Genomic DNA, 14,559 nt, shown 5'->3' with positions numbered 1-14,559 from the left:
CGGACTCAGGTAATCTTTTTATCAGAAATTCTTTAAGCGGGACATTACTTCATGTTTAGCACGATGACCCCGGCTACAATCAATAAAGTCCCACCAACCTTTGCAGCTGAAACCTGTTCCTGAAGAAAGAAAAAGGAAAGCAGCATTACCAGGATATAGCCCAGACTGACCATTGGATAAGCAATACTGAGCTCCAGCTTTCTCAGGACAAATATCCACATCAGCATGCTGAAAACAAAACAGCTCACGGCAAAGACCATCTTCGGACTGATCATCGAATAAACAAGGTTCCATATCCCACTGTCCGGCCGAAGTTCCCCTGCCGCCAGCTTAAGAACGAACTGCCCGGTCGATCCCAGAGCAATGGAAATCAAGGCCAGCAAATAGATCATCCGTTTATCTCACCTTAGCCAGCAATGCAAAGTAACCTCTGACTGTCTTTGACACCTGCATTTTGCTGGCCCCTTCTTTCTGTTGATAATGAAGAATAAGCGGTACCTCCCCGGCTTTAACCTCCATCCTGCTGAATTTAGCAACGATCTCGGCCATACAGTCAAAACCGTTGGTCGTAATCAGCTCTTTCCAGCGGTCCTGTGCCTTTCTGATTACTCTCACCCGGTAAGCCCTGTAGCCAGATGAATAATCATTGAGGTTTTTGATGCGAAAAAACAATTTAAAGAAACACCTGGCGCCCCGGCTGAAAAACTTTCGTAAGGTTTTCAGCCCAATTTCATATCCTCCCGAAGTAAATCTGGAGGCGACAACCAAGTCAAGATCCCGACTGTTCAGCGTTTCAATCATGCTCTCGATCAGCAGGGGACTGTGGGTATTGTCGGCATCCATGGTAACCAGGACATCGTCATCCTTCAGGGTTTCCAGCGCATGACGTAAAATCGTTTTGACGGCTTCTCCGAGGCCCTTGTTTCCGTGGTGCCTGACCAGTGTTACATAACCATGATCTCGAGCGTAAGTGCTTACAATTTCTGCAGTATCATCGATGCTGCCGTCATCCACCAGCAGGACCTGAATATTATACCGGCTGACCTCTCGGTAGGATGCAATGCTGTTGAATAAATGAATAATCCCGGTTGCTTCATTGTAGGCGGGCAAGCCAATCAGAACCTTCATATCACTCGCCTCCTCCAGGCAGTATTGCCAAAAGATAAACGTAAGTTTGCGGATAAGCAGTCACCGCTCACTTTAGTACATAAATCGGGTAGCCCTGTACGACCTCGAGCTTCTGATATTTTCCTTCAATATAGCTCATTAACTTCTCATCCTGATCCCCATATATTTTCCCCTGAATTGGCACAAAATATTTGGCTCCCCTTGCAATATAATCATCCAGTTCCTGAATAGGATCTTTGGGTGTTGCAGCATACAGCCTAAGATTGTACCGCCAGCCTCTTCTGTCCGTTAAGTCCAGCAGACACGGATCCAGAGAACCGACGACTAGGAGATCGTTCTGATCCGTCAGCTGCTTTACTACGTTTACTTGTTTCGCCATCACCGTGTTGATGGTGAACATCGGTTTGACCAGATCATAACTTTCCTTCATTAAGAGCAGTACCAATACTACTCCTGCAATTTTCCCAACTGAACCCGAAACCGCCCTGGCCAAAAGATTACCGGCCAACAAACAGCACGGCACCATCAAAAATATTAGGTAATAAAACGCCCGGATCTCACTTACAATCAGGATTGCCTCAAAAATCATCGTGATAAACCAGAGCAAAAAGACTTTTTGCTTTTCCCGCAAAAAAAATATTCCTGCGAGGCAAAGAAGCAGCCCGCTTATTCCAAGGGCCTTAGGCAAATTTACCACAAAAAAGTCAAGTGCCTCCGGACTGTAAAAGGCGGTAATCACCTGCTTAAAGATAATATTACGGGTAATGCCCAGTGTAAATTTATATTCCGCAGCGGCAGTACTGAAATAGTAGTAGCAGGCTGGGATCGCTGTCGTAATGAAGCCGTATATCCAAAAAATACGCATTTTCAACCATTTGCGACCATAATACTTAAAACAGAGATACATCATAGGGATTCCAATTAAAATCACAGGTGGTTTGGTCATGATTGCAAAAGCTAAAAAAAACGAGCTTAAAATAAGCAAACCGTATTTGCTTTGCAGATCGCTATAATCGTGATCGTTTTGATTGATAATCCACCGATTAAAATAGTAAAATCCTCCGATCCAGAACATCAGGGCTGCGGACTCAGGCATAATCGCCCGGGAATAATACAGATTAATCGGCAGGATCCCATAAATCAGAAGACTATAAGCTGCTCCGTTCCGCCCGAGATACAGGCGTGCCAGCAGATACAGATACAGGGCTGAGATCAAGAAAAAAGCAATGGGGACAGCCCGTGCCAGAAAATAATGATAGCCGAATACTTTGTACAGGATCGCGATCAAATAGGTCGTAACTTGAATTTCCAACGCCGGAATATTTGGAAATGGTCCGTCGTAGTTCAAATTAGGATGAAACGGGTGAAAGTCATAACCTGCGAAATTCCTTGCGATGGATGCTGTGTCGGCTTGCCGCCAGCTCTCCTCAATTTCAACAGGACCAACATTAATGTGATAGAGCCTGAGCAGAAGAATAAAAGTCAATAGGAAAAATAGGATGGTTTTTTCTCTTTTCGTCATTATCGGCACCCCTGTTTTCAGCTAATGCTTTCATCTTTCCTCTGTCCACCGCGGCGCTCATCATCTGACTTAGCTTTTCCTATATATGAATTGCCTATACCAAAGCTTCTTTCAATAAAGAAAAAACCTTTTCCCTCTTGCTTGTTTGCCCTGAAACAATGCAAGTGGAAAAGGTATCCTGTCCTGTTGATTGACTACAGCGCACCAATTACCGCCGCCGAAGCTGCTTCTTTGTTTCGACTTCCCACCAGTTGAAAGCTTCCTCTTCATCCGTGAGTTCCGGTTTTTTGCTGCACAGTTCGTAGATCCGGGTCCTTTCCGCATCTGGGTTTTCACCGTACCAACTGGGATTGCTCCGAATATCAGCTGTGAATTTCCTGTCTTCCTCTAACGGCCATTTGGATCGCATCAGACTGTTTGGATGCGGTATATTGTTCAGCCGTCCATAAGAGACACGTTCGGAACCAAGAAAACCTGTACCGAGTACCCCTGCCAGCAGTCCAAGACCTATTCCTTCGGAAATAATTTTGACGGCCCCAAGGCTTTCAATTGGAAAATAAAGAGCCAAAAGCAGTATGCCAGCCACAGCATATCCCCCGGCAGCTAGTCCTGCGGGAAGCAGCCGGCCTGAGTCTCTGCTGGCTCGAAAACCGGCAGTCAGGCAACTCAGCAATAGACCAAAATCCACAAGATAGGCGATGATCGTTTCATCAATTCCAGCCAGTGTTGTGACCAGGACGGCCAAAAGGGTCAGGACCGTGACGAGCAGACCTATGGTAATGCCTTTTAGAATGCTTGTTCCCATAAAAAATCACCCGGTTTCGTATATTATCCTAATATAATATATTAGAACCGGGATAACCTTTATTCATCATTTTGGGAACATTTGTCTATTTTTTTCTATATACCTTCCGTTCGGAGTTAAATCGCTCTTAGGGAAAGGAATAAGAAGATTGCATAGAATACCCCGCCAATCATCAGGATTGCAGGGTAGAGGGTTTTTGTTTTGACAATGACAAAATACTGAAGGGATGCAGAGGCTAGGGCAAGCAGCGCACTGACCAGGGCCAGCGGTTCCAGAACCCAGGAGGTCAGCGAAATGCCAATTGCCGGAATGACCGAGCTCTGGAAGACCATTGCTCCGGTGATATTTCCCATGGCCAATGTGTCTTTACCACGACGCACCCAGAGAACACTGTTGAATTTCTCCGGCAGTTCAGTTGCAATCGGCGTAATGATAATTGCCAGGATGAATACGGGGATTCCGGCAGCCGTGGATACAGCCTGAACAGAATTAATGAACAGTTCCGCGCCCGCAATGATAATTGCAAGCGCAGCTATGATCTGAACAAATATGACAATCAGTCTAGGCTCCCCCCTGCGGGAGAAGTAGCACGCGGGAAGTTCCTCTTCTAAATTCGCTTCACCATGGCTTGATTTGATTGTCCGGTAAACATAGGCACAATAAGCCCCTACAAGAATAATCACAATCAGCATTTTCAAAGAATGTGTCGGTAAGAAGGAAGCAACGATTGCGAGTGAATAGACAATCAGAAAGAACTTCAGATCCCGCTCGATGACTTCCGGATGAATATACATTGGTCTGTTTGTTCTACGGAATATCAGCACCGCAATCCCTGTGACAAAAAAAGCAAGTGTTCCAAGCATAAACGGCGCTCCTAAAATTGCCCCTATTCCAATGTCGTGCCCGCTTGCACCACTGGAGGTCAGAATCGCGAGGATCGGAATCAATGTTTCGGGCAAAGCGGTCCCTACTGCGGCAAAAATACTTCCGACAGCCCCTTCACCCAAATTGAGCTTCCTGCCAAGCCACTCTATTCCGTTTGTGAACACTTCTGCACCAAGAAGAATAATACCCAGACTGACAACCAAAAAAATTATATCAATCATTTTTCCTCTCCCGTTTTAGCTCAATAAACTATTTTTCTTAAACTATTACTTCAAAGCTATTAATGTTATTATTTTCCATGGAATTCTTAAGTATTCTATGTTTTATTTTGCATTACTCTTCAAAATTTATTGCTCTTCTTCATCGATTATTCTTCCGGATTACACTCCGGGTTTGTCTTCCGTAGAAAAGATAATATCATCCATGGCCTGATTCAATTCCTGAAGGCCGGTACCATCCTCCGAAGAAAATGGAATAATCGTCTTCCAGTCGGACATTTTGAAAGATTCTGCAATAATTTTGAGATATTTGGGCCGCTGCCCCCTCGCAATTTTATCCGCTTTTGTCGCTACCACCAGAACAGGAATGTTGTTGACCTTAAGCATTTCCATCATCATCCTATCTTCCTCGGTCGGCTGATGACGGATATCAACCAGCTGAATGACGCCTTTCAAATTTTCACGTAGACGAAAGTACGTCTGCATCATCTTCCCCCACTGCATTCGGGTCTCCTGAGCCACTTTTGCATAGCCATAGCCCGGCAAATCAACGAGATACCATTCATCATTAATATTAAAAAAATTAATCGTCTGCGTTTTGCCGGGCGTTTTGCCGACCTTGGCCAGCGCCTTGCGGTTGACAAGCTTATTGATTAAAGAAGATTTCCCTACATTGGAACGGCCTGAAACAGCCAGCTCCGGCCTAGATCCCTCAGGATACTGCTGCGGCTTCACTGCCGAAATCACAAATTCTGCTTTACGAAAAATCACACTATCACCTCAACGGGACATCGTCAGTACAATATCCCCACTATATCCTTAAATATCAACAGCTAATATTGTACTCCAAAATGGGGATTAATCCAAGGGAGACAAATGCACAGGGAGACCGGTTAGACTGGTTAGAAAACAAAGGTAAATACAGAGGGACGTTTTTCTTTATCTCCTCTGAAAAAGGATCCTAAAACGCCCCTCTGTCTCCCGTCTGATTGTATATAGGACTGAACTCTGTTTAGCAGCAGATTATTTGAGTTGCTTACAACGGCCTGCTTTCAGGCTGCGAAAAGTCCGTATTGTAGACCGGTAGCTGCGGCAGAAATTCCTGTGATTTGGGAAACGGAAGGAGGGCTATATCCAGAACTTCCTCCATTCGTTTTACAAAATAAAAATCCAGTTCCTTCCTGATTTCTTCCGGAATATCTTCCAAGTCCTTCAGGTTCTTTTCGGGAAGAATGATCGTTTTGATCCCTGCCCTGTGTGCAGCCAGCACTTTTTCCTTCACACCACCGATTGGCAGCACATTGCCGCGCAAGGTGATCTCTCCGGTCATCGCCACATCCTGGCGGACCGCTCTGGAAGAAAGCGCGGAAGCCATCGCCGTCGCCATTGTGATGCCAGCAGACGGTCCATCCTTTGGTACAGCTCCCTCCGGCACATGGATGTGCAAATCAAGCTGATCGTAAAAATCCTTACTTATCCCTAAAGCCTCAGCCTGGGAACGGACAAACGTCAGTCCGGCCTGCGCTGATTCTTTCATCACATCGCCAAGTTTTCCAGTCAGCGTCAATCTGCCTTTGCCGGCTAGAGGCGTAGCTTCAATGGTCAGTACATCTCCGCCGACTTCTGTATAAGCTAGGCCGACGGCGGCGCCGATTTCCGGTTCAAAGCCCACAGTTCGGTAAAAATAGCGGGGGGCTCCAAGCAGGGTTTCAATATCTTCCGAAGTCAGTGTCCTCGGTTCCCATTCCTTTTTCACGACCCGGACCGCAACTTTGCGTAATACATTGGCAATTTCGCGTTCCAGATTCCTGACGCCGGATTCCCGAGTATAACCGCGGACAACCTTCAGAACGCACGCGCTATCTAGCCGGACAATGTTTTCTTTTAGGCCGTGCGCTTTCATCTGCTTCGGTACGAGGTGCCGGACCGCAATATTGACTTTTTCATCTTCGGTATAACCGCTTAAATGAATAACTTCCATCCTGTCCAAAAGCGGGCGCGGAATATTCTCTATATAGTTGGCTGTCATGATGAACAACACTTTGGAAAGATCAAAAGGAATCTCCAGATAATGGTCCGCATAGGAATGATTCTGCTCCGGATCAAGCACTTCGAGCATGGCTGAAGCAGGATCCCCGCGAAAGTCTGAAGACATCTTGTCTATTTCATCGAAAAGAAAAACCGGATTTTTTGTTTCCGCCTTGCGAATTCCCTGAATCACCCTGCCCGGCAATGCCCCAATATACGTCCGGCGGTGACCCCTGATCTCCGCTTCATCGCGAACGCCACCCAGTGACATCCTGACGAACTTACGGTCCAGGGACCTCGCGATAGACTTGGCAAGTGAGGTCTTGCCTACTCCTGGCGGTCCAATGAAGCAAAGGATCGGGCTATGCATATTCGGCGTCAATTTACGGATGGAAAGAAACTCCAGGATCCTCTCCTTGACTTTTTCCAATCCATAGTGATCTTCTTCCAATATTTTTTCAGCCTTGCGCATGTCAGCTTTGTCCCGGCTCTCTTTATTCCAGGGAAGAGCAATGATCCAGTCAATATACGTCCGGACAACGGTTCCTTCAGCGGAAGATGCAGCCATTTTTTCGAGGCGATCCAGTTCTTTTAAAGCCTTCTCCCTGGCCTCATCCGTCAGATTCGCCTTTTCGATCTTCTCTTTATATTCTTCAATTTCAGCCTGTTTTTCATCCTTGTCGCCCAGTTCTTTCTGGATCGCTTTAATCTGTTCCCTTAAATAGTATTCTTTCTGGGCCTTTTCCATCTGTTTTCTGACTCTGAGCCCGATGCGTCTTTCCAATTCAAGGATCTCGATTTCACGCATAATTAGTTCGGTAAGCTTTTCCAGGCGTTCATTAACATCAATCGCACCAAGAACCGACTGTTTATCCTCTATCTTTAAATTCAGGTGGGAAGCCACTAAATCGGCCATCCGGCCAGGCTCTTTCACAGCAAGCACCGATCCGATCGCTTCGGGAGATACTTTTTTGCTGAGACGCGCATATTCCTCAAACTGATGTGTTAGACTCCTGGTCATATTCTCGTGTTCGGGAGTCATACGCTCATTACCGGGGAATTTTTCAACCTGCGCTTTGAAGAAAGGATCTTCCGTCAAAAATTCGATGACCTGGGCACGGCAGATCCCCTCGACAAGAACGCGCATTGTCCCACCGGGAAGTCTCAAAAGCTGTTTAATATCAACAATTGTGCCTACAGTATACAGATCATCGGTCGTCGGGCTGTCTATTTCCATTTCCTTTTGTGAAAGTAGAAGAATCTGGCGATCCAAAAGCATTGCTTCCTCAATGGCTGCCATGGATCTTTCCCTACCGACATCAAGATGAATCACCATATAGGGAAAGACAAGGATTCCTCTAAGCGGAAGGATCGGTATCTCTCTTTCGTGCATAATTTATCTCCCCTCAAAAGACTTGTCAGTGCTATATTCTAACACGGTTTACCTTGTTCATGCAAATTGCCGGATGGGATTTTTATCCTTTTCAGCACCTTATTAAGCGACACCTCTTTTTCCGATAAATCCACTTCGACCATGTTGGCGGCTGGCAAAGCGGGTTGAAGTACTTCATTCAATATCTCATCGAGCGTCTCCACCGGAATGATCTGGATATCCTTTTCCCAGTGAGTAAACCTGGCCTGCCAGTTTTCCTGCGGAATAAATACCTTTTTACACCCTGACTGGACGGCTGCCTCAATTTTTGCACTGATCCCGCCAACCGGTTTTACTCTTCCCCTGATCGATAACTCCCCGGTCATAGCTATGGTATTATCCACCTTGCATTTTTTAATTGCCGAATACACTGCTGTCGCCATAGCTGTGCCTGCAGATGGACCATCCATTGGAACTCCCCCGGGGAAATTGACATGGATATCGTAATGACGCGGTTCAATCTTATGCTCCCGGCAAAGTACGGTCAAAACATTTTCCAACGAGGAGCGCGCCATGCTTTTCCGGCGCGTTTTTTTACCTTCATAACCTGATTCTTCCTCTTCAACAATTCCAGTTACATAGAGCTCCCCCTTACGGTTCTTGACCGGGTAGGCTGTGACCTCAATTTCCAGGAGCATGCCAAGGTTTGCTCCGTAGATTGCCAGGCCATTGACCAATCCAATCTGGGGGAAAGGTGGAATTTTTTTCTCAGGCCTTGGCGTGTATTGTCCGGTCATAACCACCCATTCGATATTCTCCTCATCAATACAACGATGGCCTTCATTTTGAACGACTCCGGCTGCCAGCTGTACGATATTGACAGCTTCTCTGCCGTTCGTGGCATATTTTTTAAGAACTTCCAATGCTCCGTCTGTGATCTCAATATCAATTTTTTCGGCAGCGTTTTTGGCGATAACCGCAATCTCCTCCGGCTGAAGCGCCCTGAAGAAAATTTCCATACAGCGTGAGCGTACTGCCGCTGGTATTTCTTCCGGTCTTCTGGTCGTCGCGCCGATCATTCTAAAATCTGCCGGCAAGCCGTTTTGGAAAATATCGTGGATGTGCTCAGGGATATTGCTATCCTCAGAGCTATAATAGGAACTTTCCAGAATAACCTTGCGGTCCTCCATCACTTTAAGCAGTTTATTGATTTGAATGGCGTGAAGTTCACCAATTTCATCAATAAAAAGAATCCCGCCATGGGCTTTCGTGACAGCACCCATCTTGGGCTGTGGTATCCCCGCCATCCCCATGGCACCTGCGCCTTGATAAATTGGATCATGGACAGAACCGATCAGCGGATCAGCGATCCCTCTCTCATCGAATCTGGCCGTCGTACCGTCAATTTCAATAAATTTTGCCTCACTTTTAAACGGCGAGAGCGGATTTTTCATAGCTTCTTGAAGGACAAGCCTGGCCGCGGCTGTTTTGCCGACACCCGGAGGCCCGTACAGTAGAACATGCTGAGGATTCGGCCCACATAAAGCAGCCCGAAGTGCTTTCACACCTTCTTTTTGTCCAATGATTTCCGCAAAGACTTCCGGTCTGGTCTTTTCCGACAGCGGGATCGTCAAAGATATTTTACGCATTCTTTGCAGCTTTTCTTTTTGTTTCACGGACTCCTTCTCCACAGCAGATCTCGTCGAGTACTGCTGCCTTAACATCGTCCAGAAATAAATTCCAACAACCAATACAAAAGCCAACTGAATCATTGCCAGTAGTGACCCAAACCCCAAACCTTCCATTCCAGTACCTCCTGCTCAACACTCTCTATGTAGTATTTACCAGATCAGAAGATTCAAAACATATTGCGAAAGTCACCCGCAAAAATCGTTGCATTAATTATATTAGAATGATATCATTATTATATCAATTAAATGTTTGATCCAGTTTGATTTAAACTGGTTTTTCACAAAGAAAGGATGATAGCTATGATTGAAAAAAAAGCATGGAAAGTTAACGGGTTCCTGGGCATTCTCATTTTTTTAGCCCTTTTGGCTGCTGCAACATTTAATATTGTTGCCTCAGTTCAAGAAACAGGATTCACGAATATCGTACTAGCAGTGGTTCTGCTTCTTCTGGCACTGATTGTCTCAACCGGCATCCAGGTTATCCAGCCGAATCAAGCCAAAGTACTGACATTTTTCGGCAGCTATATCGGCAGTATCCGCGAACCCGGTATCTGGCTGACGGTTCCGTTCGTTGCCGCGAAAAAGATTTCCCTGAAAGTCCGCAACTTCAACAGCGAACGTTTGAAAGTCAATGATGTCGACGGCAATCCGATTGAAATTGCTGCAGTTGTCGTGATCAAAGTGGTGGACTCGGCTAAAGCTGTATTTGATGTAGACAATTATGAACAGTTTGTAGAAATCCAAAGTGAGACAGCGCTGCGTCATGTTGCAACCAAATATCCTTATGACAATTATGAAGAAGGTGATGTTTCCTTAAGGGGCAACACCGAGGAAGTAGCCGAAGAAATTGCGAAGGAACTTCAGGAGCGCCTGACACTTGCCGGCGTGGAAGTAATTGAAGCACGCCTAACCCACCTGGCCTATGCCACCGAGATTGCGAGCGCCATGCTTCAGAGGCAGCAGGCTAACGCAATCCTGGCTGCCCGTCAGAAAATTGTGGAAGGTGCTGTCGGAATGGCCCAGATGGCTATTCAGCAGTTGGAAAACAGCGGGACAATTGAACTCGACGACGAACGCAAGATGGCAATGATCAACAACCTGCTGGTCGCAATTGTCTCTGACCGTTCAGCCCAGCCAGTACTCAATACCGGCACTCTGTATTAAAAAATAAAAAAGGCGTCAGCAGGAGCAGGATAATGGCAGACAAGAAGAACTTTCCGCTGCGTATCGATCCAAAGTTATTCAGCATGATTGAAGAATGGGCGTCCGACGAATTCCGAAGCGTCAACGCTCATATTGAATATCTCTTACGGGAAAGCGTCCGGAAAGCAGGAAGGATTCCTAAAAAAAAATCCGATTGACAAAAAGGGCCTTCTATGCAATATTGTAAGCGTAGAGAAATGAGAAATGAATGATTGATCCTAGGTGCCTCAGAATGAGGAGACGAATTCTGAATGCCACTGGATATGATCCGGGAAGGCCGGAAGGAGAATGACCCGTAAGCCAGGAGACCTGCCTCGGATTAGGAAGATGATGTATGGTAAAAACGCTTCCTTTAATGATTAAGCCGACTTAGAATGGGAAAGTCTCTTAGAATTAAGAGACTTTTGTTTTTGTTTTATCTTAAAAGAATCAAAACAAAGGAGAAATGATTATGAAGAAAAAACCATTTGTACTACTGCTGATTCTGACCATGGTCCTTACCCTGGCCCTTGGCTTGGCCACAGGCTGTTCAACAAAAAACCAACAGGCCCAACAGGAAAAGATGTTTACGGACACGCTGGGCAGAGAGATTACCATCGACAAGTATCCCCAGAAAATTATTTCTTTAGCCCCTGCTATCACCGAAATTCTCTTTGCCATTGGACTTGATCAAGAAATCATTGGTGTTTCAGAATACTGCGACTATCCTGAACAGGCGCTGACCAAAGAAAAAATGGGCGGCTTTAAAGACCCGAATGTGGAAATGATTGTCGCTGCAGATCCGGATATGGTCTTTATCTCCGCCGGCGTACAGGAAGATGTTATCACGAAGCTTGAAGAACTAGGCACGACTGTCGTTGTGCTCGATGCCGATACGATTGATCAGGTCATCAGCAATATTGAATTGGCCGGTTCTCTGACCGGCAAGGAAGCTGAGGCTACTGCGCTGAATGCAAATATGAGAACCAGAGTAGAAAATATCACTTCCAAAGTCAAAGGCCTGGCCAAACCAAGCGTATTTGTTGAAATCTGGGATGATCCTTTGATGTCAGCCGGTTCAACCAGTTTTGTCAATAATATTATTGAAGTTGCCGGTGGTGTTAATATTGCTGCCGACAACACGGAAAGGTATTATAATTACAGCATGGAAAATTTGCTTCAAGCCGATCCGGATTACTATATCATCAATACCCATGCACATACCCCTGCAGATATCCAAAATCGAGCCGGCTATAAAGTCTTAAGCGCCGTGAAAAACAACAGGGTATTTGCAATTGATGACAACCTGATCAGCAGAGCAGGCCCGAGAGTTATCGAGGGTCTGGAACAAATGGCGGTAACGATTCATCCCGAAGTTTTCGGTAAATAAACGGAGTTATCAATCATGGATGTATTAAAAAGCAGGAAAAATTGGAAGTACTTGCTGATCATCTTCACTTTATTTTTGGTCATCGTGGGCATTTTCTGCACAACGATTGGCTCCGCGAACATTTCTTTTAAAGAGAGTGCCGGGGTTATCCTGAGCAAAGTACCTTTATTGAATCACTGGTTTCACGCGGAAGACTATTCACAGGTCCACCAGACAATTATCTGGACTCTGCGTATTCCAAGAATCATTCTGGCAGCTTTGGTCGGGGGAGCCCTAGGGGTTATAGGAGGTACGCTGCAGGGTTTTTTTAAAAACCCAATGGCAGATCCTTACGTGATGGGGGTATCTTCAGGTGCAGGTTTGGGAGCCACGGTCGCCATTGTTACAGGAGCAGCCGGTTTCCTGGGTATGATTGAAATTCCTGTTTTTAGTTTTGCCGGAGCATTTCTCACAACCTGGATTGTTTACTCCCTGGCCAGAGTTGGAAAAAAAGTTGTTGTCACTACACTGCTACTGGCAGGTGTCGCACTCAGTGCGTTCCTGTCAGCAGTCATGTCTTTTCTGATGGTTTTAAATACGGAAGATATCGATAAAATCTATCTGTGGCTCATGGGCAGTTTTGCCAATAAGAGCTGGGAACATATCCAGCTTGCCGCTCCGTTCACGATTATTGGCATCATTGTCTTATTTACTTTAGCCAAGGAAATGAATGCGATGGTTTTTGGCGACAGTACCGCTCAGCATCTGGGTATCAATCTTGGGAAACTGCAGATTATTCTTCTTGTCGCTACTTCACTGACAACAGCTGGCGCTGTGGCTGCCTGCGGCTCGATTGGTTTTGTCGGATTGATAGTTCCGCACATTGTTAGGATTCTAGTCGGTCCGGATCACCGGATCCTGCTTCCGCTCTCTTTCTTAGTGGGCGGAACTTTTTTGGTGATTACCGATACGATTGCCAGGACATGCATGGGTTCACAGGAAATCCCTGTCGGTGTCATTACCGCGCTTTTTGGCGGGCCCTTTTTCATCTATCTGCTGAAGAAAAAGAAAGAGAGAGGAATATAAGTGGAGCCTTCAATCATTGCCAGTAACCTCACATTTGCCTACGGCAGTAAAAATATTCTGGAAAGCTTAAGTCTGGAAATCAGCAGGGGCAGTTTTGTGTCCATTATTGGACCCAACGGGTCCGGCAAGTCTACCCTGCTAAAAAATATTACCGCAGAAATTACTCCCCAGAAGGGGGTTGTCTTGCTCGACGATCAGGATATTTTTAAGATTAAGAAAAAAGATCTTGCCAAAACGATTGCAGTCGTCCCCCAGGATACCGGAGGGGATTTTGCTTTTTCTGTCATGGAGACGGTACTGATGGGCAGAATGCCCCATCAAAAGCGATTTGAGGGCGATTCTGAAAAGGATGTGGAGATTGCTCAATGGGCGATGGAGCTGACAAACGTCTGGCACCTGAAGGACCGCTCTGTGAACGAACTAAGCGGAGGTGAGCGGCAAAGAGTCATTGTGGCCAGAGCCTTAACTCAGGAACCCAAAGTCCTGCTGCTCGATGAACCAACCTCTCATTTAGATATCCAGCACCAATATGAATTGCTGGAGCTTCTGGATCGTTTGAATAAAACTAAAGGCCTGACCGTGATCGCTGTTTTGCACGATCTTAACCTTGCCGCCCAATTCAGCCATAGAATCATTCTTCTGGATAAAGGCAAAATTGTGGCTTATGGCAGTCCCGTTGAAGTGCTTACAGCCCAGAAGATCCGTGACAGCTACCATATCGAAGTTGCGATTTCGACGAATGAAATCACCGGACGCTTTAATATTATTCCGTTAAGTAAAAAGAAGGACCGGAGTGAGGCTGCCAGGGATGTACGTATTCATTTACTCTGCGGAGGTGGAAGCGGTGTCTATCTGATGGAACAGTTGGTTCAGGCCGGTTATCAAGTGAGCTGCGGCGTCCTGAACATTGGAGATTCGGACTGGAAAAAAGCCAAAGAACTTGGCATTGCCGTATCAGAAGAAGCTCCTTTTGCCCCCATCTCCGCCGAAGCGTTTAACATGAATGAAGACCTTCTAAACGAAGCGGACCTGATCATTGTTTTGTCTGTTCCTTTCGGGTACGGGAACATCGTCAATTTAGAACAAGTTTCAGCGGCTTTACACCTTAAAAACAAAAAAGTAATGATTGTGGAACCTGAATCAGAACAGTGGGATTACACAGGAGATTTTACCGGTGGCAAAGCTGACAGCCTTCTCACCGGCATGATACAGCATGGTGCAGAGAAGTTCGAAAGCATCCGGGAACTATTAGGTAGGATCGGAGGAAAATGAT

The 14,559-nt window shown here is 45.9% G+C and carries 13 protein-coding genes and 1 riboswitch; of the genes, 5 read left to right on the top strand and 8 right to left on the bottom strand.

Features of this window, described 5'->3' with window-relative positions:
• Window positions 1-44: 44 nt before the first annotated feature.
• The 8 genes from A7K50_RS09955 to lonB form a co-directional block, all read right to left on the bottom strand.
• Window positions 45-392, bottom strand: a complete 348-nt coding sequence (locus tag A7K50_RS09955) for an EamA family transporter (RefSeq protein WP_020491430.1) — start codon at window positions 390-392, stop codon at window positions 45-47.
• 4 nt (window positions 393-396) lie between these two features.
• Window positions 397-1,128 carry a glycosyltransferase family 2 protein gene (locus A7K50_RS09950; protein ID WP_020491429.1) on the bottom strand — a complete coding sequence of 244 codons (732 nt, stop codon included), beginning with the start codon at window positions 1,126-1,128 and terminating at the stop codon, window positions 397-399.
• Between the two features lie 67 nt (window positions 1,129-1,195).
• Window positions 1,196-2,650 (bottom strand): glycosyltransferase family 39 protein, encoded by a 1,455-nt coding sequence (locus tag A7K50_RS09945; RefSeq protein ID WP_243103709.1) that lies wholly within the window; start codon window positions 2,648-2,650, stop codon window positions 1,196-1,198.
• A 208-nt stretch (window positions 2,651-2,858) separates the two neighbouring features.
• A complete protein-coding gene (locus A7K50_RS09940; RefSeq protein ID WP_020491427.1) occupies window positions 2,859-3,455 on the bottom strand; it encodes a hypothetical protein in 597 nt (198 codons plus the stop codon).
• A 116-nt stretch (window positions 3,456-3,571) separates the two neighbouring features.
• Entirely contained in the window at window positions 3,572-4,561 is a 990-nt protein-coding gene (locus tag A7K50_RS09935; RefSeq protein ID WP_119775937.1) for a sodium:calcium antiporter, read from the bottom strand.
• Window positions 4,562-4,720: 159 nt separating this feature from the next.
• The gene (gene yihA, locus A7K50_RS09930; protein WP_119775935.1) at window positions 4,721-5,329 is read right to left on the bottom strand and encodes a ribosome biogenesis GTP-binding protein YihA/YsxC; all 609 of its coding nucleotides are present in this window, start codon (window positions 5,327-5,329) and stop codon (window positions 4,721-4,723) included.
• 265 nt (window positions 5,330-5,594) lie between these two features.
• Window positions 5,595-7,979: an endopeptidase La gene (lon, locus tag A7K50_RS09925; protein WP_119775934.1), complete on the bottom strand. Its 2,385-nt coding sequence runs from the start codon at window positions 7,977-7,979 to the stop codon at window positions 5,595-5,597.
• A 38-nt stretch (window positions 7,980-8,017) separates the two neighbouring features.
• Window positions 8,018-9,763, bottom strand: coding sequence for an ATP-dependent protease LonB (gene lonB, locus A7K50_RS09920; protein ID WP_020491423.1), 1,746 nt, complete (start codon window positions 9,761-9,763; stop codon window positions 8,018-8,020).
• Window positions 9,764-9,949: 186 nt separating this feature from the next.
• On the opposite strand from lonB, the gene A7K50_RS09915 reads away from it, so the two are divergent.
• From A7K50_RS09915 to A7K50_RS09895, 5 genes are all read left to right on the top strand, one after another.
• A complete protein-coding gene (locus A7K50_RS09915) occupies window positions 9,950-10,813 on the top strand; it encodes an SPFH domain-containing protein (protein ID WP_020491422.1) in 864 nt (287 codons plus the stop codon).
• A gap of 32 nt (window positions 10,814-10,845) precedes the next feature.
• A complete protein-coding gene (locus A7K50_RS09910; protein ID WP_020491421.1) occupies window positions 10,846-11,010 on the top strand; it encodes a hypothetical protein in 165 nt (54 codons plus the stop codon).
• Window positions 11,000-11,184, top strand: a riboswitch (cobalamin riboswitch). Its footprint overlaps the gene before it by 11 nt.
• A 119-nt stretch (window positions 11,185-11,303) precedes the next feature.
• Window positions 11,304-12,221 (top strand): cobalamin-binding protein, encoded by a 918-nt coding sequence (locus tag A7K50_RS09905; protein ID WP_119775932.1) that lies wholly within the window; start codon window positions 11,304-11,306, stop codon window positions 12,219-12,221.
• Between the two features lie 15 nt (window positions 12,222-12,236).
• On the top strand, window positions 12,237-13,286 hold the full coding sequence (locus A7K50_RS09900; RefSeq protein ID WP_119775930.1) for an iron chelate uptake ABC transporter family permease subunit: 1,050 nt from the start codon (window positions 12,237-12,239) through the stop codon (window positions 13,284-13,286).
• The gene (locus A7K50_RS09895; RefSeq protein ID WP_119775929.1) at window positions 13,287-14,558 is read left to right on the top strand and encodes a heme ABC transporter ATP-binding protein; all 1,272 of its coding nucleotides are present in this window, start codon (window positions 13,287-13,289) and stop codon (window positions 14,556-14,558) included.
• Window position 14,559 lies beyond the last annotated feature (1 nt).

Source organism: Dehalobacter sp. MCB1 (genome assembly GCF_003590275.1).
Lineage (GTDB): Bacteria > Bacillota > Desulfitobacteriia > Desulfitobacteriales > Syntrophobotulaceae > Dehalobacter.
Note: the sequence above shows the minus strand (reverse complement) of the source record. Positions and strands in the feature narration are given on the sequence as shown.